Here is a 16,508-nt window from a genome sequence, read left to right on the forward strand (position 1 = left end):
GCCGTGACGGCCGCAGGAACTGAGGATAGTCTCGTGACCGACGAAATACGCAAGAACTTCGCCAGTGACAATGTTTCCCCCGCCTGCCCTGCCGTGATGGAGGCCATGATGCGCGCCAATGAAGGCAGCGTCGGATCCTATGGCGACGATATCCTGAGCCGCTCCCTGAATGCGCGGTTCGGCGAGGTCTTCGGGGCGGAAGTCGCGGTTTTCCCCGTCGTGACGGGAACAGCGGCCAACAGTCTGGCGCTCTCCGCGCTCGTGGCACCCTATGGCGCGGTGCTGTGCGACCAGAGCGCGCATATCAGCAATGACGAGGGCGGAGCGCCGGAATTCTTCATGCATGGCGCCAAGCTCGTCACGCTGCCTTCCGCCGATGGCCGGATGAGCCCCGAGGCTCTGCGGACGGGTCTGCGGGCCAATGCGGAAGGCGGGATTCTCAAGCCGCCCATCCAGGCCCTGTCCCTGACACAGGCCACGGAATGGGGCACGGTCTATGCCCTGAAGGATCTGGCGGCGCTGTGCGGCATCGCCCACGAGCAGGACCTGCTCGTCCATCTGGATGGCTCGCGGCTGAGCAATGCCATCGCGCATCTGGGCTGCACACCAGCCGAGGCGACATGGAAAGCCGGGGTGGATGTCCTGTCTTTCGGCGGCACGAAATGCGGCGCGCTGGCGGCGGAAGCGGTCGTGTTCTTCGTCAATGAGCGTACGCGCCCGGCGCTGAAGGATTTCGAGCGGCGCATCAAGCGCAGCGGGCATATGTGGTCCAAGGCGCGGTTCCTGAGCGCGCAGCTTCTCGCATTGCTGGAAGACGATCTGTGGCTGAAGAACAGCGCGCATGCCAATGCCATGGCGCAGCGGATCGTCGAGGGTCTGCGCCGCCATGCCGGAGCGCTGCTTCCGTTCGAGACGCAGGGCAACGAGGTCTTCGTCATTCTGCCGGATCTTCTCGTCAAGGAGCTGGAAGCCGCGGGCTATGCCTTCTATCGCTGGCCGACGCCCGAGGGGGTGTCGGGCACGCTCATCCGGCTTGTGCCGAGCTTTTACACCCGGGAGCAGGACGTTGACGCACTGCTTGCAGAGATTGCCGCCTGAATGATCAGCCTGTTTGACCTGTTCAAAATCGGTATCGGTCCGTCTTCTTCGCATACTGTCGGCCCGATGCGCGCGGCCGCACGTTTCGCGGATACCCTGCCCCATACGGCGGATGTGGCGTGTCTGCGCGTCACGCTTTACGGCTCGCTCGCCTGGACGGCACGGGGACATGCGACGGACCGGGCCGTCATTCTCGGGCTGGCGGGAGAAAAGCCCGACACGATGGACCCAATGCTGGCGGACAGTATCGTGACCGCCGTGAACCAGACGCATCTGATCCCGTTCAGGGGCCATCCCACGCCCTTCGATCCGGAAACAGATATCGTCCTCGATACGAAGACCATCCCGCCGGTTCATCCCAACACGCTCCAGTTCGAGGCCTTCGATGCCGAAGACCGCCTGCTGGCCTGTGCGCGGTTCTGTTCGGTGGGGGGCGGCTTCATCGTGCCGGAACAGGCGACCGAAACCGCGACCTACGCCCAGCCCGACATGCCGTATGACTTCACCAGCGGCGCGGAACTCCTGACCCGCACGCAGGAAACGGGCCTCGATATCGCGGGGGTGGTTCTGGCCAATGAGAGCGTGCTGCGGCCGCGCGCCGAGGTCGAGGCGTATCTGGACCGGATCGTCTCCGTGATGATGGACTGCGTGGAGGCCGGGCTGCACCGTTCGGGCACACTGCCGGGACGGCTGAACGTGCGCCGGCGGGCTGCTGCGCTGTATGAACGGCTTCAGGAACAGAGCCGCAGCAACCAGCCCTCCGCTCATGGGATCATGGACTGGATCAGCCTGTTCGCCATTGCCGTGAATGAGGAAAACGCCGCCGGTGGCCGCGTGGTCACCGCCCCGACCAACGGTGCCGCGGGCGTGATCCCGGCCGTACTGCGCTATTACCGCGAGTTCTGCCCCGAATATTCGCTCGACGGGCAGCGCCGGTTCCTGCTGACCGCCGCGGCCATTGGCGGGCTGTTCAAACTCAATGCGTCGATTTCAGGCGCGGAAGTCGGGTGTCAGGGCGAAGTCGGGGTTGCGTCTTCGATGGCCGCTGCCGGACTTGCCGCGGCTCTGGGCGCCACGCCGCTTCAGGTGGAAAACGCGGCCGAGATCGGGATGGAGCACCATCTGGGCATGACCTGCGACCCGGTGGCGGGGCTGGTGCAGATTCCGTGTATCGAGCGCAATGCCTTCGGCGCGATCAAGGCCGTCAACGCGGCGTCCCTCGCCATGCACGGCGATGGCGCGCATCACGTCTCGCTCGATCAGGTCATCCGCACGATGGCCGAGACGGGCCGCGACATGAACCATCGCTACAAAGAAACGTCCCTCGGCGGTCTGGCGGTCAATTTCCCTGAATGCTGATGGTATTATGCTGAGGGCGCTCAGGCCGCGATCATGAACTGCGCGATGGCATCGGCCGCGCGCTGGGACGCCCCCAGAAGCGGCTCGCCAAAAGTTTCGCGAAACAGCTTTTCCTGCGCCGGGCGATAGAGCGCATGACGCTCCTGCGCACGGGCGATGGCCGGCATGAGATCGTCGAGATCCTCTACCACCTCCCCGAGCGTCCAGTGCAGGAAATACGGATCATCCCGCCACGGCAGTTTGCGCGGGTTCAGGAAGACGCAGGGACGCGGGATGCCCAGGAACTCATACACCTGGCTGCTGACATCGCCGATATAGAGCGCGGCCTGGGACGTGTAGGTCATGTCCAGCATGGCGGACGACCCCGTATCGACCATCACTTCCGGACTGCGCTGCCGTTTGAGCTGACGCTCGCGGATGCCGAAGCCCCTGTGGAAGGTCTTGATATGGGGCGCCACCACAAGATTGTAATCGCTCCGGCCATGCTCGCTCTGGGCCTTGAAGCCCCGGATCAGCGGCATCATCCAGCCTGAAGCGGATGTCAGCTTGCGCTGGTAGTGCGGGTTATACAGCGCAAAGGGCCGTCCATTGGCGAACGAGATCGTCTTTTCCCGCTGCGCGGCCTCGAACACGTCGAATTTCGGATAGCCGACAACCCGCGTGGTCTCCGGACGCAACAGGCCCTTGTCCTGAAAATAGCTCTCCACCTTCGGACCGGGCACGAGCGTCAGATCGAACTCGCGCACCAGATGCTCGTCATTGACGTAGCGATCCCCGGCCCCGTGCATGAGCAGGATGAGCTTCGGGCCGGCAAGTCCCATCTCCTTCAGGACACCCGCCGTGTATTCCGTCGCCACCACCGCATCGTACCGGTTCAGCTCGGCAATGTTCTCGCGCAGCACCACGAGGCGCTCCTGATCGAGCCGTCTTGCGCGCTTCAGTAGGCGGGCCCTGAGGGATTTGGGAAAAGCCTTCAGTGGCAGGGCTGGCACGTCCAGCGCCTGGCGGATGCGGGAGAGATGCTCCACCGTTTCCGGAAAGCTGTAATACTCCACCACGTCATGGCCCGGAATTGCAGCAAGGGCGCTGGCGACCGAGGCCGTGTGGTAACACTGATATGGTTCAGCGATGTAGATGAAGGCGATTTTCATGACTGATGAGATGCGTCCTGCCTGAAAAAACAGGCTGAAACCTGCATTTTTTCGTGGTGTGGCCTTCAGGAAAAACGGATCGCTGCCAGATCCCGTGTGACAGAAACCCTGGCAACGAGATATGTAATAATTTCTTCATAATCCCTGATCGCCTTCTGTCAAGAAACATCCGCCTCCTGCGACATTCCCCTGCGGCATGGCCACGCGGCATGGACAGTTTCGGGGCTTTGTGGTCAGTAAGGCCCGCATGTCCGGCGAGCGCTCCGTTTTCAGATCCATTTTCCGAAACGTCAGTGTGCTCACCCTCGGCCGCGTCGCCAATGCGCTGTGCAGCTTCATCTATATCGCCCTGGCCGTTCGGGCCTTGGGTCTGTCCGACTTCGGGCTGCTGATCCTGATCCATTCACTGGCCTCGACCAGCTCCGTCCTGTCGCGAATGCAGTCCTGGCAGACGCTGATCCGTTTCGGCAGTGAGAGTTTCAGCAATGGCGATACGGATCTCCTGCACCGGGTGATCCATTTCTGCATCCGCCTCGACACGCTCTCGGCAGCGTTCGCCATCGTGTTCGGGCTGGTGGGCGTGCAGATCTACGGACATACCGCGCACTGGTCCGCGCATGTGCGGCTTCTGGCCGACCTGTACATGTTCGTCAGCCCGCTGATGTATTCAGGCTGGGCGAACGGCATCCTGCGGATGGCGGGGAAGTTCCATCTCGTCCCGATCATCGACAGCTGTGCGGCCCTCGCCAAGACATTCGGCGTCCTGCTGGGCTATGTGCTGCATCTCAAGCTCGGATATTTCCTGTGCGTCTGGGCCATGACGATCATCATCGATTACGGCTTCTACATCCATTACGCGCTGGATATCCTGCACAGGAAATTCCAGTTCCGGTATTTCCGGGCCTTCCGGCACTGGCGCTGGCAGCTTCCTGGCATGTGGCAGTTCACCCGTGCGGCCAGCGTCAATCAGACGCTGGGCAACATCTCGGGGCATGTCGCAACGCTGCTGGTCGGCAACGGGCTGGGACCGGCGGAAGCAGCTGTCTTCCGCGTCTGCCGGCAGATCGCGGACGGGATCGTCACACCAGCGCAGCTCATTTCTCCGGTCCTTTATCCCGAACTGGTCCGGATGCGGGACCGGCAGGACTGGCGGGGCCTCAAGCGCGTGACGTGGAAGATGTTCGGCGTCCTGAGCGGTCTGTCACTCGCGCTTCTGCTGCTCTCGGCGTTCTTCGGCTCGACGATCTTCCGCTTCCTGCTGCATGTCCATGTGCATCACACGTCGCTCTATATTTCCATCATGCTGCTGGCGGCGGTGTTCAGCCTGCTGGTCATCCCCCTGGAGCCGCTGCTGATCGTCGTGGGGCATGTGAAGTTCCTCATGACCAACCGCACCGCCATCATGGCGGTCTATTTCCCTGCGCTTTACGTCCTGACCCGGCATTTCGGGCTGGCGGGGGCCTGTCTGTCGACGGCGGCGTGCAATGCCACGATCCTGCTGTCGCAGATACTGGGCGTCTGGTTCTTCTACGACCGGATCGGCAGGAAGGAACGCTGAACCGAACTCACATTCAGTGCGAAACAGGCTGAAAGCCCGGAATTATTTCGGATATGATATGAAAAAAAACAGCCACAAGAAAAGGCGGGAGAGTCAGACCCTCCCGCCTTTTCCAGTCCTGACGCCTGACTTACTGGCCGTCGTCGGAGCTATCATCGTCGGAGCCGTTCGGGGAGACGGCGACGAAGAGCTGCTGTCCATCCCGCAGGATACGCAGAAGCGGCGGCTGCTTGCGGCCCAGCGCCTCGTGCACCTGCGCGACCACGGCCTTGGGCGACGGCGTGACGTGATTGCCAACCGCAACGATGATATCGCCCGGACGGATCCCGGCCTGATCGGCGGGTGATCCCTGCACCACATCGGCCACAACCGCGCCCTGCACGCTGTCATCCAGACCCAGTTCCTGACGGGCCCTCGGCGTCAGGGACGCCAGCGACACACCCAGCTTGCCAGCGCCGGACTGCGCGATGTCGGTGGCATCGCCCGAAGCATGATCCTGCGCGGACAGGTTGCCGACCGTGAAGTTCACCGTCATCGGCTTGCCATCCCGCAGCAATCCGAGCCTCGCCGGTGTGCCCGGCGCAATGGAGACAACCTTCACCGCAAGGTCATGGCCGTTCTTGATCGGCTTGCCGTTCAGGGTGGTCACGACGTCACCGCTCTTGATGCCAGCCTTCTCGGCCGGGCTACCCTTGGAGACGGACGCCACCAGCGTTCCACGCGGCGGAGCACCAGGCTCCGGAGACTGGAGATTCAGGGCCTGCGCCATGGTGGGCGAGATGTCCTGCCCCTCGATGCCAAGATAGCCGCGCGTGACATGGCCGGTCTTTTCAAGCTGGCTCACGACGGATTTCACGGTGTCAGACGGGATCGCAAAGCCGATACCGATCGAGCCGCCGCCATTGGGCGAGATAATCATGGAATTGATACCCACGACCTTGCCGTCCTGCGTGAACAGCGGACCGCCGGAGTTACCGTGATTGATCGGCGCATCGACCTGGATGAAGTCGTTATAGGCGCCCGAATGCAGGTCACGCCCCAGAGCCGAGACGATACCCGCCGTCACCGTGCCGCCCAGGCCGTAAGGGTTGCCCACGGCAATGACCCATTCACCCGGCTGGACATCATCGGAATCGCCCAGTTCAATGAATGGCAGCTTGCCGCTCGCCTTGACGCGCAGCAGGGCAACGTCCGTCTTCGGATCGCGACCAATGATCTTGGCGGGCAGCGTCGTGCCGTCATCGAGCGTGACCGTCACCTTGGTCGCACCGTTCACGACATGGTTGTTCGTCACGACATAGCCGTCAGACGAGATGATGAAGCCCGAGCCCCGGGCCTCGACCGTGCGGTTAGGCTGCTGCTGCGGCATCATCTGGAACGGGAAGGGGAACGGAAACGGCATGCCGCCACCCTGTCCGCCGCCACCCGGACCGTTTTCCTCCGCGTCAGCCACATCCGCCTTGATGTGGGACGTGATGGAGACGACGGCCGGCTTCACCTGCTTGACGAGATTGACGAAGTTGGGAAGCGTCTGGACGCCAGTCTGCGGCTTGATGGCTCCGCTGGCGGCTGTCGTGGCGCCGGCCTGAGGGGCGACCGAGGGCGTATCCGCGAAAGCGAACGGTGCCGAAACCAGCATCGTGGTGGCAGCGAGGGCGGCGAGGGACGTGCGAATGCGTGAGGTCATGTCAATCCCGACTGGTTGCGAAAACATCGTGGCTTATAGCGTTGAACTATGAACCCCGTTCCCGTTCCGCAAGCTGACCGGCGTGTGAAACATCCGTAAGTTCATGACGGACTGTGAATTCAGGCGTCCGGAAGGCTCTTCTGCGACGCGACGCGCAGCCTGCGGAAAAACGCTTTCAGCATCTCCGACGCCTCGCGTTCACACACGCCGCCGATCACTTCGGGGCGGTGCAGACAGGACGGACGCTCGAAAATACGCGGCCCATGTTCCACACCGCCGCCCTTGGGATCATAGGCCCCGAACACGACGCGCCCGATCCGGAAATGCACGATCGCGGCCGCGCACATCGGGCATGGCTCCAGCGTCACAACCAGCGTGCAGTCCGTCAGACGCGGGCTTTGCAGACGCATGGCGGCCTCGCGCATGGCCAGAAGTTCGGCATGGGCGGAGGCATCATACGCGCCTTCCACGTGATTGCGCGCAACAGCCAGAACACTCCCGTCGGATGCGAGCACGACCGCGCCCACCGGCACTTCTCCGCATGACGCCGCCTCACGCGCGGCCTGCAACGCGGTCTGCATGGCCGGGCCGATATCCGTCTGAATCCTTGTCTCACCCTGAATCATGATGCGATGATGCGGCGCATGACCCTTCCCCGTCCATCCCCTTCGCGCCGCGCCCCCCTGATCGGCCTGACGCTGGATCATGAACCCGGCGGGCCGGGGCAGTTCTCGCGCTATCCGTTCCATGCGCTGCGGGAAAACTACCTGACAGCGGTGAGCGATGCGGGCGGGATGCCGGTCTGTCTGGGTTATGACTGCAATGCCGAAGCCCTGATGGCGCGGCTGGACGGGCTGATCGTTACGGGCGGCGCATTCGACGTCGATCCGGCTCTTTATGGCGCGCCGGCACACCCGATGAGCAGCCCCCGCCCGGCCCGGACAGCCGCCGAACTTGCTCTGCTCCGTGCGGCCCTGGCACAGGGCAAGCCGGTTCTGGGCATCTGCGGTGGCATGCAGCTTCTGGCCGTGGAAGCTGGCGGCACGCTGATCCAGCATCTGCCTGAAGATCAACCGGGGGACCTGCAACACGAACAGCCCAACCCGCGCCACGAACCCGGACATGACGTCGAGATCGTTCCCGGCACGAAACTTGCGCGGATCGTGGGAGCGGGTCGCATGGCGGTGAACTCCTCGCATCATCAGGCTGTACGTGACCCCGGAGCGGCCAGAATCTGCGCCCGCGCGCCGGATGGAACGATTGAGGCCATCGAGCTTGAAGGGCCCGGTTTTGCCATCGGTGTGCAGTGGCATCCCGAATTCTCCCTCGACCCCGGCGACCGTCGCCTGTATGCGGCGCTTGTGGAGACCGCACGATGACCGACGACAACACTGAAAACACCGCCCCCGACATGGAAGCCTCCGGCCCGAAAGGCGAGCGCATCGCCAAGGCGCTGGCCCGCGCAGGCGTGGCGAGCCGCCGCGATATCGAACGCATGATCGAGGATGGCCGCATCAGGCTGGGCGGACAGATTGTCACGCATCCGGCGACCTTCGTGCAGCCGGGCGACATCGTGCTGGTGGATGGCAAGCCCGTGGACTCCCCCGAGCGCACGCGCCTGTGGCGGTATCACAAGCCCGACGGCCTGATGACAACGCACAAGGACCCGCAGGGCCGCCAGACCGTCTTCGACACGCTGCCCGAGGGCATGCCGCGCGTCATCAGCGTCGGGCGCCTGGACATCAATTCCGAAGGTCTGCTGCTGCTGACCAATGACGGTGAACTGGCCCGTCGCCTTGAGCTACCGGGCAATTCCTGGGTCCGCCGTTACCGCGTGCGCGTCTTTGGTGTCGTGGACGAAAAGCGTCTGGCCTCGCTGATCGACGGCTTCGAATATGAAGGCGTGCGCTACGGCTCCATCGAGGCGGCTCTGGACTCCACGAAGGGCGACAATTCCTGGCTGACGGTCAGCCTGCGCGAAGGCAAGAACCGTGAAATCCGGCGCGTCATGGAAGGTCTGAACCTGCATGTCAGCCGCCTGATCCGCCTGTCCTACGGCCCGTTCCAGCTTGGATCGCTCAAGGCGCGCGAACTGGAGGAAGTGCCGGGCAAGACGCTGCGCGAGCAGGTGCCGGATCTCCCGGCCCCGAAGCGTCACCGGACGCGCTGATCCATGCGGATTGTTGGAGGAGACAACAAGGGCCGCGCCCTGACCGCGCCGTCCGGAACCAGCACGCGCCCCACATCGGACCGCACGCGACAGGCGATTTTCGACATGCTCGCCCACGCCCCCTGGTACGGGCGGGACGAGCTGGAAAAGGCCCTCGTGCTGGACTGCTATGCCGGAACCGGCGCGCTGGGGCTCGAAGCCCTGTCACGCGGAGCGGAAAAAGCCGCGTTCATCGAACGCGACCGTAGCGCGCTGGCGGCATTGCGGATCAATCTGGACATCTGCAAGGCGCGGGACCGCTCCCGCGTCCTGAGTTGCAGCGTCACGCATCCGCCCAGGGCGCAGGAACCCTACACGCTGGTTTTCCTCGACCCGCCCTATGGCAAAGGTCTGATCGAATCGGGCCTGCGGGCCCTGGCGCGCAACGGCTGGCTGGCGCAGGGCGCGCTGATCGTGGCCGAGACGGGCGCCACGGAAGAATTTACGCCCATCATGCCACCTTCCGAACACTTTATGCCCACATTGACGCCAGAAATTCTCTGCGAGCGCCGTTTTGGCGCGGCAAAGGTGACGATCTGGAAGCATTCCTCCACTTTTCCTTAATTTTCCCTCTGTATTCAGTACCCTGTCGGCTATAGTTCAGAACGAGTTTTACAAGCCGCAATCCAGAAAACCGACGGGGTGACGAGACTTGGCCGCGTTCAGCCGATCGACCAGTACAGTGCGCAACATCGTCCGTGATGCCCATGACCGGCACATGACACCCAGACTGCGCAGTGCCCTGCGCGCCCGTTGCATGGAATTGCTCGGGCTGGTTCTGCTGATCCTCGCTGTGGCGATCGGGATCGCCCTGTGGAGCTTCAATCCGCACGATCCGTCCTTCAATACCTCGACCGGAACGCAGCCGACGAACCTTCTGGGCCGTACGGGCGCCACCATTTCCGATGGTCTGATCCAGTGGCTGGGTCTTGGCAGCGGCGTGCCAATCATCGTCCTGCTGGCCTGGGCCTGGCGCATGGTCCGGCATCACGGCATGAGCCTGCCCATCATGCGCATCGTCGCGGCGCTTGCGCTCCTGCCCGCCGGTGCAACCTTCATCGGCACGCTCCAGCTTCTCATTCCGGGTCTTCAGGTTGGCTGGCCGACAGCCAGCGGGCTGGGCGGCGAGATGGGCGTCTCCTGCGCGCACCGCCTTCTGGACGCGGCCCATGCGGAAGCCGGAGCGGCAGGCAATGCCATCGCGGTCGTTCTGGTCCTGCTGTTAATGGGTCTTCTGCTACCCCTCGCCATGGGGCTTGAAGCCCGCGAATGGCGCGTGCTCGGCCAGGCGTTCATGCTTCTGGGACGCCAGCCTTTCGCAATGGCCAAACGCATGAACGGTCCACAGACTTCCGATCGGCCCGCACCCGATCCGCGGATGTACGAGTTCCAACCCAGTCCCGCCGGAGGCGTTCCCGCAGCCGACGCAGCCCCCCTGTCCTTCCTGCGCCGCAGCTTCGGCAAGAGCGATCCGCGCTCGCGCCCCGCGCCGTTCGTGCCACAGAATACCGGCTGGATGCAGCCGCCAATGGACACGCAGGACGATCCCTACAGCCAGCCCGCCACCGAAACCCGCCCGCTCAGCCGAACGGAAGCCGCGGCCGTCCGTGCCCGCCAGACCGCCGCACCCGAAGAAGAGGACGTCCCGTCCAACCCCTATGCCGAGCGTCTGGCCCAGATCGCCCGCCAGCGCGACACGCCCCTCCCGCCCGTGCGTCGTCAGATGGACGATGAAATGGACGAGGATCTGCCCCAGAGCAGCATCGAGGCCATTCCGGAACCTGAACCGCAGAAGCGCGGCCTGTTCGGCATGCGTCGTCCGGAACGGCCTGCCGAACAGGCTCCCGTGCGCCCCGCGGCCCCGCGCGATGCCCTGACGACCGGCTGGGAACTGCCGTCGCTGTCCCTGCTGAACCCGCCGCCGCCGCATGCCGTCACAGGGCCTTCGCAGGAGACGTTGCAGTCCAACGCGCGACTGCTGGAAAGCGTTCTGGCCGATTACGGCGTACAGGGCACGATCGGTGACATCCATGCGGGACCGGTCGTCACACTCTATGAACTTGAACCTGCGCCCGGCATCCGCTCATCCCGAGTGATCGGCCTTGCCGACGACATCGCGCGCTCGCTTTCGGTTCTGAGCGTGCGCATCGCGACCGTACCGGGACGCAACGTCATCGGCATCGAGGTACCCAACGCCAAGCGCGAGACGGTCTACTTCTCCGAACTGCTCCGCACCCCCGAATGGACGAACGGAAGCGGCCGTCTCCAGATCTCGCTCGGCAAGGATATCGCAGGCGTTCCGGTCTATACCGACCTCGCGAAAATGCCGCATCTGCTTGTCGCGGGGACGACGGGTTCGGGTAAGTCGGTCGGCGTGAATGCCATGATCCTCTCGCTGCTCTACCGGCTCAGCCCGGAAGAGTGCCGCCTCATCATGATCGATCCCAAGATCCTCGAACTGTCGATCTATGACGGCATTCCACATCTCCTGACACCGGTGGTGACGGAGCCGACCAAGGCCGTCAGCGCGCTGAAATGGACCGTGCAGGAAATGGACCGCCGCTATCGCCTGATGGCGCAGCTTCAGGTCCGCAACATCAACGGCTACAACGAGCGCGTGAACCAGCTCCGCGCCACGGGCGAGATGGTCACCAAGCGCGTCCAGACCGGCTTCGATCCCGAGACGGGACGTCCGGTATTCGACGAGCAGCAGGTCGCGACGGAAAACCTGCCCTATATCGTCGTCGTCATCGATGAGATGGCCGATCTCATGATGGTTGCGGGCAAGGAGATCGAAACAGCGGTGCAGCGTCTGGCGCAGAAGGCCCGTGCGGCCGGCATTCACGTCATCATGGCGACGCAGCGGCCGTCCGTTGACGTCATCACCGGCACCATCAAGGCGAACTTCCCAACCCGGATTTCCTTTCAGGTCATCAGCAAGTTCGACAGCCGCACGATCCTTCAGGAACAGGGCGCCGAACAACTTCTGGGCCAGGGTGACATGCTGTTCATGCAGGGTGGCGGACGCATCACCCGCGTCCACGGCCCGTTCGTGGCCGACGATGAAGTCGAAGCCGTCGTTGCTGATCTGCGCTCCAAGGGCGACCCGATCTATAACGACGACGTGGTCTCCGGACAGGATGACGACAGCGCGGGCGGCCTGACGGCAGGGTCCGGCTCGGGCGGCGACGGGGAGGCCAGCCTGTTCGATCAGGCGGTGGACATCGTCATGCGCGAAGGCCGCGCCTCCACGAGCTTCATCCAGCGTCATCTCTCGATCGGCTATAACCGCGCCGCCAAGCTGATCGACCAGATGGAGAAGGAAGGCATCATCGGCGCCGCCAACCATGTGGGCAAGCGCGAAATCCTTGTACGCCGCAAGGAGGAGTATGAAGACTGACCGCAAGGAGCGGATCCGGCGCGCGAAAGCGTCACGCAGGTCGCACAGACAGCCCCGCCTGAGCGAACAGGCCCGATCCACTGATGCCGGTCCCCATACGCCTTTTCATGATGGGATGGCGCTTCCCGTCCTGCTGGAAACCCCCCGCTTCCTGGTCTTCGACAAGCCGGCGGGTCTGGCCGTTCATCCCGGCCCCTCCACGCAGGATTCCGTTGAAACGCGACTGCTGCCCCATCCACGCGGAGGCCCATGGCTGGCGCATCGGCTGGACGCGGACACCTCCGGCTGTCTGCTCATCGCACGGCGCAAGACGGCGCTGATCGAAGCACAGAAAGCGTTTCAGGAACGGCGGGTCCGCAAGCTGTACTGGGCCGTCGTGGTGGGTGATCTTCCGCAGGACAGCGGCGAGATCGACGCGCCGCTTCTGCGTCAGTCTGACGCCTCGGGCTGGCGGATGGTCGTTGATGCAAAGGGCGACGAAGCCCGCACACGCTGGCGGGTTCTGGGGCGTGGCGAGGGTCGGTGCTGGGTGGAACTGGAACTGCTTACGGGGCGGACGCATCAGGCGCGCATCCATTGCGCGGAGCTGGGCACACCCATCCTTGGTGATCCGGTTTATGGGGCCCCTGCTCCGGACGGCTCAGCCCCGCCGGGGCTGCATCTTCTGGCCCGCAGTCTGGAACTGGGCCTGCCATCCGATACGCTCAGCGCGCAGGCGCCTCCGCCGGAGTTCATGGCGGAGACGCTACGGGCGATGGGCTTTGAAAGCGATGCTCAGTCCTGAACGAGCTTCAGGGACCCGGCCACGCCGCGGACGATAATGTGATCGCGGCCATCACCGACCTTGCCGGTGGCCGTAATCGTCCGGACCTCTTCCGAATTGCCGGAGTCCTTCTCCCAGTTCCCCATCCGCACCGTGAGGCCGAGGGACTGCTGAAGAGGGAGCGTCGTCTCTGAACGGCGCTGTTTCAGGCGGATGTCGAATGTTCCGCCAAAGCCATGCGGCAGATGGATCGTCATATCGCCGCTGATCGTGCCGATATCGATCGTGCGCATCTGGGATGCAGCGTCGAGCATCAGGGTCATGTCTCCGCTGATACTGCGGATCATGATATCCCGGCCGGCGTGATCGAGAGTGCTCTCGCCGCTCATGGTGCGGATGGAGACGGCGCCGCCCGTGTGATCCAGCGTGACGTTTCCACTCGCGCTGCGGACTTCGACGGCTCCGGCGGCGTGCTCCACATCCAGCGTACCGCTGACCGTATGGACATCGAGCGGGCCGCGGGACTGCGTGACATGAATGTCACCGCTGACGGTCCGGACGGACAGGGTGCCGTCCGATGTCCCGATGGTGACACCTCCGCTGACGGTGGAGAATTTTCCGCCTTCGGGCAGGGTGGACTGGGAAATATCGTCCGAAATGGAGGACTGGCTCAACGGCGCGGCACAGACCGGAAAGGCCAGTGCGGTCCCGAGGGCGAGGATAGGAAGAGAGAACGTGAAACGGGTCATGGGATGGGATCTTTCCGGCTTCAGAACTGTACAGCGGCAACGGGGCGGTTGAGCAGAGCGGCATGAACGCCGCGCGCGATCGCCCAGGCCGTAAGGATTCCCCAGGCGAGCGTCAGCCCCCATGGCACCACCATGAACACCAGTCCGAGGCCGCCCGTGATGGCGCCCAGACCCGCGACCATGAGATGGATCATCCCGATGACCGTCAGGGCCAGAACGCCGTACCAGAACATCCGGATCTGCCAGTTCAGCTGCGCGCGCTTCAGACCCGTCGCGGAGCGGCGGCCTGAATGCGCAATCATCACCCCGATCAGGGCGGTCACGCCCGTGAAGAAGCCGGCGATGTACAGGGCATAAACCAGCAGGACCAGATCGCGCCCGGTTTCGGCGTCGTCTCCGCGGCCGTAGCGGTTTGCGGGTTCATACGGGGCGTAGGATGCGTACATGAGGGAAGCTCCTCTGGGAAAACTCGACAGCAACCCTGATGCATGAACCGTGCCAGAACCGGATTTACCGACGTTCAGGCAAGAGTAGCCACTCCGAAAGCCGGGAAACTGGCGAATTACGCCAGTTCGACGACGAAACCTACTCGGCCAGCGCGCGGAAGCGTTCCGGCAACGGACCACGTCCGGCCAGAAAGCCCCGCAGCCCCACAATGAGCGCGACCAGCAGGACGATATTCCACACAACGAAAATGCCGATCGGCAGCAGGAAAAGAAGCTGACCCGGACCTGAACTTCCCGGCGGTTCCGTCACGAAGCAGGCCAGGAACAGGGCGGCCGTGCCGATGATGAACGCCACGTCGTACCAGAACAGGCGCACCAGCCAGTTCAGATGCACCCGCTCCACTCCGACGGTCGATCCGCGCAGAATATAGGCAAGGATCACACCCACCAGAAGACTGATCCCCGTAAAGAAGCGGGCGATATAAAGCGCATAGACAAGCAGGACGCCGCCCCTGCCCACATTGCGGCTGAAGTCACGGGAGGATCTGGAGAATTCGCTCAAGCGCGTTTCCTTTGTGAAGGTTTACATGAAAACGCCCGGCCAGAGGGGCCGGGCGCATGGTCACTCGATGGTGATGCCCGGAAAACTCTAGCGGCCCAGTTTGCGGAGTTTCACACCCTGCATGAGCCGTTTTTCAATCACCGCAAGAGACATGCCCCGGGTCTCGGGGACGAAGAGGATCGTCAGCAGCAGGAACAGCGCGTTCAGCCCGGCGAAGAGCCAGAACGTGCCCGCCGTCCCAAAGGTCTGCATGAGCGTCAGGAAGCTGACACCCACCAGAAGATTTGTCATCCAGTTGGTGAAGGTCGAGATGGCAATCCCGAAATCACGTCCGGCCAGCGGCTGGATTTCGGAACACAGGACCCATGTCAGCGGACCCGCCGACATGGCAAAACCGGCGCAGAAAATCATCAGCAGGAAGACGGCCGCGATCTGCGAGGACTGCGTGGTCATGCCGGTCTGGAGCAGCATGGCCAGAACACCCATGCCAAGCGCCATGATCGTGAAACCCGCATAGAGGATCGGCTTGCGCCCCCAGCGATCGACCAGGCCCAGCGCCACGAAGGTCGCCAGCATGTTCACCAGACCGATGATGGCCGTGCACCACATCTGCGACTGCGCATCGAAATGCGCCGCCGCGAGAATGTTGGGCGCGTAATACATGACGATATTGATGCCAGCGAGCTGCTGCATCATCTGGAGCATCACCCCAAGCGCGACGGAGCGACGGAAGTTGGAGTTTGTGCGAAAGAGTCTGAACCCTTCCTGCTTCGTCTCAAGCTGCTCGCGGATGGCACGGATTTCCTTGGCGGCTTCCAGTGGATCATTTCGAAGATCCAGCAGGATCTGCCGCGCTTCCTTGTGACGTCCCTGCGCCATCAGCCAGCGCGGGCTATAGGGCAGGAACAGCACGCCGATCAGGAACAGAATGGCCGGAATACCCGCCACGCCGAACATCCAGCGCCAGTTGCCGCTATAGGAGAAATACGTGTCGGACAGGAACGCGATGAAAATGCCGACCGTCACCATGAGCTGATAGATCGACACCATCGCCCCGCGCGCGTCCTCGCTGGCGATTTCAGACAGGTAAAGCGGGGCCGTGAAGGCGGAAATCCCAACCGCGATCCCCATGACCACCCGGAAGGAAATCATGGACGCGACCGACCAGCTCATCGCGCAGCCAATCGTTCCGATCACGAAGATCGCACCACCCAGAATCAGGGAGTGTTTGCGCCCAAGCGTCTTCGACATCCAGCCCGCGCTCAGCGCACCGGCCGCCGCACCGGCCATCATGGAGCTGACGACCCATTCCAGCGCGATGGTGGAAGCGTGATACTCCTTGCCGAACAGGTCCAGCGCCCCTGCCACCACACCAATATCAAGACCGGACATGAGACCCGCCAGCGCAGCGATCACGCCGATGGCGATGATTTTGAAGCGCGTTGCGTCGAAAATGGAAGAACTGCTGTCCTCCTGCGGCGAAATGATCCCTGTCGTTCCGGCCTGATCGGTCATAGGGCAGTGTG

At 63.4% G+C, this 16,508-nt stretch carries 15 protein-coding genes; 8 read left to right on the plus strand and 7 right to left on the minus strand.

Going from position 1 to position 16,508, the window contains the following annotated elements; all coding sequences use genetic code 11:
- Positions 1-33: 33 nt before the first annotated feature.
- Together GFJ39_RS02425 and GFJ39_RS02430 are read left to right on the plus strand one after the other, a co-directional pair.
- Entirely contained in the window at positions 34-1,098 is a 1,065-nt protein-coding gene (locus GFJ39_RS02425) for a low specificity L-threonine aldolase (RefSeq protein ID WP_325062796.1), read from the plus strand.
- Positions 1,099-2,457 carry an L-serine ammonia-lyase gene (locus GFJ39_RS02430; protein WP_153429467.1) on the plus strand — a complete coding sequence of 453 codons (1,359 nt, stop codon included), beginning with the start codon at positions 1,099-1,101 and terminating at the stop codon, positions 2,455-2,457. It begins immediately after the preceding gene.
- A gap of 20 nt (positions 2,458-2,477) precedes the next feature.
- Here the strand turns inward: GFJ39_RS02430 and GFJ39_RS02435 are convergent, their stop codons facing one another.
- The gene (locus tag GFJ39_RS02435) at positions 2,478-3,608 is read right to left on the minus strand and encodes a CDP-glycerol glycerophosphotransferase family protein (RefSeq protein ID WP_153429469.1); all 1,131 of its coding nucleotides are present in this window, start codon (positions 3,606-3,608) and stop codon (positions 2,478-2,480) included.
- A 196-nt stretch (positions 3,609-3,804) separates the two neighbouring features.
- Here GFJ39_RS02435 and GFJ39_RS02440 point away from each other — a divergent pair, with 196 nt between their 5' ends.
- Positions 3,805-5,166, plus strand: coding sequence for a lipopolysaccharide biosynthesis protein (locus GFJ39_RS02440; RefSeq protein WP_228391746.1), 1,362 nt, complete (start codon positions 3,805-3,807; stop codon positions 5,164-5,166).
- A 130-nt stretch (positions 5,167-5,296) separates the two neighbouring features.
- Here GFJ39_RS02440 and GFJ39_RS02445 read toward each other — a convergent pair whose 3' ends face one another.
- Positions 5,297-6,853: a Do family serine endopeptidase gene (locus GFJ39_RS02445; RefSeq protein WP_153429471.1), complete on the minus strand. Its 1,557-nt coding sequence runs from the start codon at positions 6,851-6,853 to the stop codon at positions 5,297-5,299.
- A 119-nt stretch (positions 6,854-6,972) separates the two neighbouring features.
- Positions 6,973-7,434 carry a nucleoside deaminase gene (locus GFJ39_RS02450; RefSeq protein ID WP_153429473.1) on the minus strand — a complete coding sequence of 154 codons (462 nt, stop codon included), beginning with the start codon at positions 7,432-7,434 and terminating at the stop codon, positions 6,973-6,975.
- Positions 7,435-7,485: 51 nt separating this feature from the next.
- On the opposite strand from GFJ39_RS02450, the gene GFJ39_RS02455 reads away from it, so the two are divergent.
- The 5 genes from GFJ39_RS02455 (at position 7,486) to GFJ39_RS02475 (ending at position 13,246) form a co-directional block, all read left to right on the plus strand.
- The gene (locus tag GFJ39_RS02455) at positions 7,486-8,232 is read left to right on the plus strand and encodes a gamma-glutamyl-gamma-aminobutyrate hydrolase family protein (protein WP_153429475.1); all 747 of its coding nucleotides are present in this window, start codon (positions 7,486-7,488) and stop codon (positions 8,230-8,232) included.
- Positions 8,229-9,023: a pseudouridine synthase gene (locus GFJ39_RS02460; protein ID WP_153429477.1), complete on the plus strand. Its 795-nt coding sequence runs from the start codon at positions 8,229-8,231 to the stop codon at positions 9,021-9,023. The genes GFJ39_RS02455 and GFJ39_RS02460 overlap by 4 nt, the downstream gene beginning before the upstream one ends.
- Positions 9,024-9,026: 3 nt before the next feature.
- A complete protein-coding gene (rsmD, locus tag GFJ39_RS02465) occupies positions 9,027-9,626 on the plus strand; it encodes a 16S rRNA (guanine(966)-N(2))-methyltransferase RsmD (RefSeq protein WP_153429479.1) in 600 nt (199 codons plus the stop codon).
- Between the two features lie 154 nt (positions 9,627-9,780).
- On the plus strand, positions 9,781-12,462 hold the full coding sequence (locus tag GFJ39_RS02470) for an FtsK/SpoIIIE family DNA translocase (RefSeq protein WP_153429481.1): 2,682 nt from the start codon (positions 9,781-9,783) through the stop codon (positions 12,460-12,462).
- Entirely contained in the window at positions 12,452-13,246 is a 795-nt protein-coding gene (locus GFJ39_RS02475) for an RluA family pseudouridine synthase (RefSeq protein WP_153429483.1), read from the plus strand. Before GFJ39_RS02470 ends, GFJ39_RS02475 begins: the two co-directional genes overlap by 11 nt.
- Here the strand turns inward: GFJ39_RS02475 and GFJ39_RS02480 are convergent.
- The 4 genes from GFJ39_RS02480 to GFJ39_RS02495 all read right to left on the minus strand — a co-directional run bounded on the left by GFJ39_RS02480 (position 13,237) and on the right by GFJ39_RS02495 (position 16,497).
- Complete coding sequence (locus GFJ39_RS02480) at positions 13,237-13,974, minus strand: DUF4097 family beta strand repeat-containing protein (RefSeq protein ID WP_194285262.1); 738 nt, start codon at positions 13,972-13,974, stop codon at positions 13,237-13,239. The two genes, GFJ39_RS02475 and GFJ39_RS02480, sit on opposite strands and share 10 nt — an antisense overlap.
- Before the next feature lie 20 nt (positions 13,975-13,994).
- Positions 13,995-14,420 carry a hypothetical protein gene (locus GFJ39_RS02485; protein ID WP_153429487.1) on the minus strand — a complete coding sequence of 142 codons (426 nt, stop codon included), beginning with the start codon at positions 14,418-14,420 and terminating at the stop codon, positions 13,995-13,997.
- A gap of 139 nt (positions 14,421-14,559) precedes the next feature.
- Positions 14,560-14,982: a hypothetical protein gene (locus GFJ39_RS02490; protein ID WP_153429489.1), complete on the minus strand. Its 423-nt coding sequence runs from the start codon at positions 14,980-14,982 to the stop codon at positions 14,560-14,562.
- Positions 14,983-15,069: 87 nt separating this feature from the next.
- A complete protein-coding gene (locus tag GFJ39_RS02495; RefSeq protein WP_228391747.1) occupies positions 15,070-16,497 on the minus strand; it encodes a sugar porter family MFS transporter in 1,428 nt (475 codons plus the stop codon).
- Between the last annotated feature and the right edge of the window lie 11 nt (positions 16,498-16,508).

Origin of the sequence: Gluconobacter aidae (assembly GCF_009547075.1) — a bacterium.
Classification (GTDB): Bacteria; Pseudomonadota; Alphaproteobacteria; order Acetobacterales; family Acetobacteraceae; genus Gluconobacter; species Gluconobacter aidae.

Excerpts from the sequence above, each read along its gene's own strand:
- GFJ39_RS02430 (WP_153429467.1), top strand. The coding sequence starts at position 1,099 with ATGATCAGCCTGTTTGACCTGTTCAAAATCGGTATCGGTCCGTCTTCT.
- GFJ39_RS02435 (WP_153429469.1), bottom strand. The coding sequence starts at position 3,608 with ATGAAAATCGCCTTCATCTACATCGCTGAACCATATCAGTGTTACCAC.
- GFJ39_RS02440 (WP_228391746.1), top strand. The coding sequence starts at position 3,805 with ATGGCCACGCGGCATGGACAGTTTCGGGGCTTTGTGGTCAGTAAGGCC.
- GFJ39_RS02445 (WP_153429471.1), bottom strand. The coding sequence starts at position 6,853 with ATGACCTCACGCATTCGCACGTCCCTCGCCGCCCTCGCTGCCACCACG.
- GFJ39_RS02450 (WP_153429473.1), bottom strand. The coding sequence starts at position 7,434 with ATGCAGACCGCGTTGCAGGCCGCGCGTGAGGCGGCGTCATGCGGAGAA.
- GFJ39_RS02455 (WP_153429475.1), top strand. The coding sequence starts at position 7,486 with ATGATGCGGCGCATGACCCTTCCCCGTCCATCCCCTTCGCGCCGCGCC.
- GFJ39_RS02460 (WP_153429477.1), top strand. The coding sequence starts at position 8,229 with ATGACCGACGACAACACTGAAAACACCGCCCCCGACATGGAAGCCTCC.
- rsmD (WP_153429479.1), top strand. The coding sequence starts at position 9,027 with ATGCGGATTGTTGGAGGAGACAACAAGGGCCGCGCCCTGACCGCGCCG.
- GFJ39_RS02470 (WP_153429481.1), top strand. The coding sequence starts at position 9,781 with ATGACACCCAGACTGCGCAGTGCCCTGCGCGCCCGTTGCATGGAATTG.
- GFJ39_RS02475 (WP_153429483.1), top strand. The coding sequence starts at position 12,452 with ATGAAGACTGACCGCAAGGAGCGGATCCGGCGCGCGAAAGCGTCACGC.
- GFJ39_RS02480 (WP_194285262.1), bottom strand. The coding sequence starts at position 13,974 with ATGACCCGTTTCACGTTCTCTCTTCCTATCCTCGCCCTCGGGACCGCA.
- GFJ39_RS02485 (WP_153429487.1), bottom strand. The coding sequence starts at position 14,420 with ATGTACGCATCCTACGCCCCGTATGAACCCGCAAACCGCTACGGCCGC.
- GFJ39_RS02495 (WP_228391747.1), bottom strand. The coding sequence starts at position 16,497 with ATGACCGATCAGGCCGGAACGACAGGGATCATTTCGCCGCAGGAGGAC.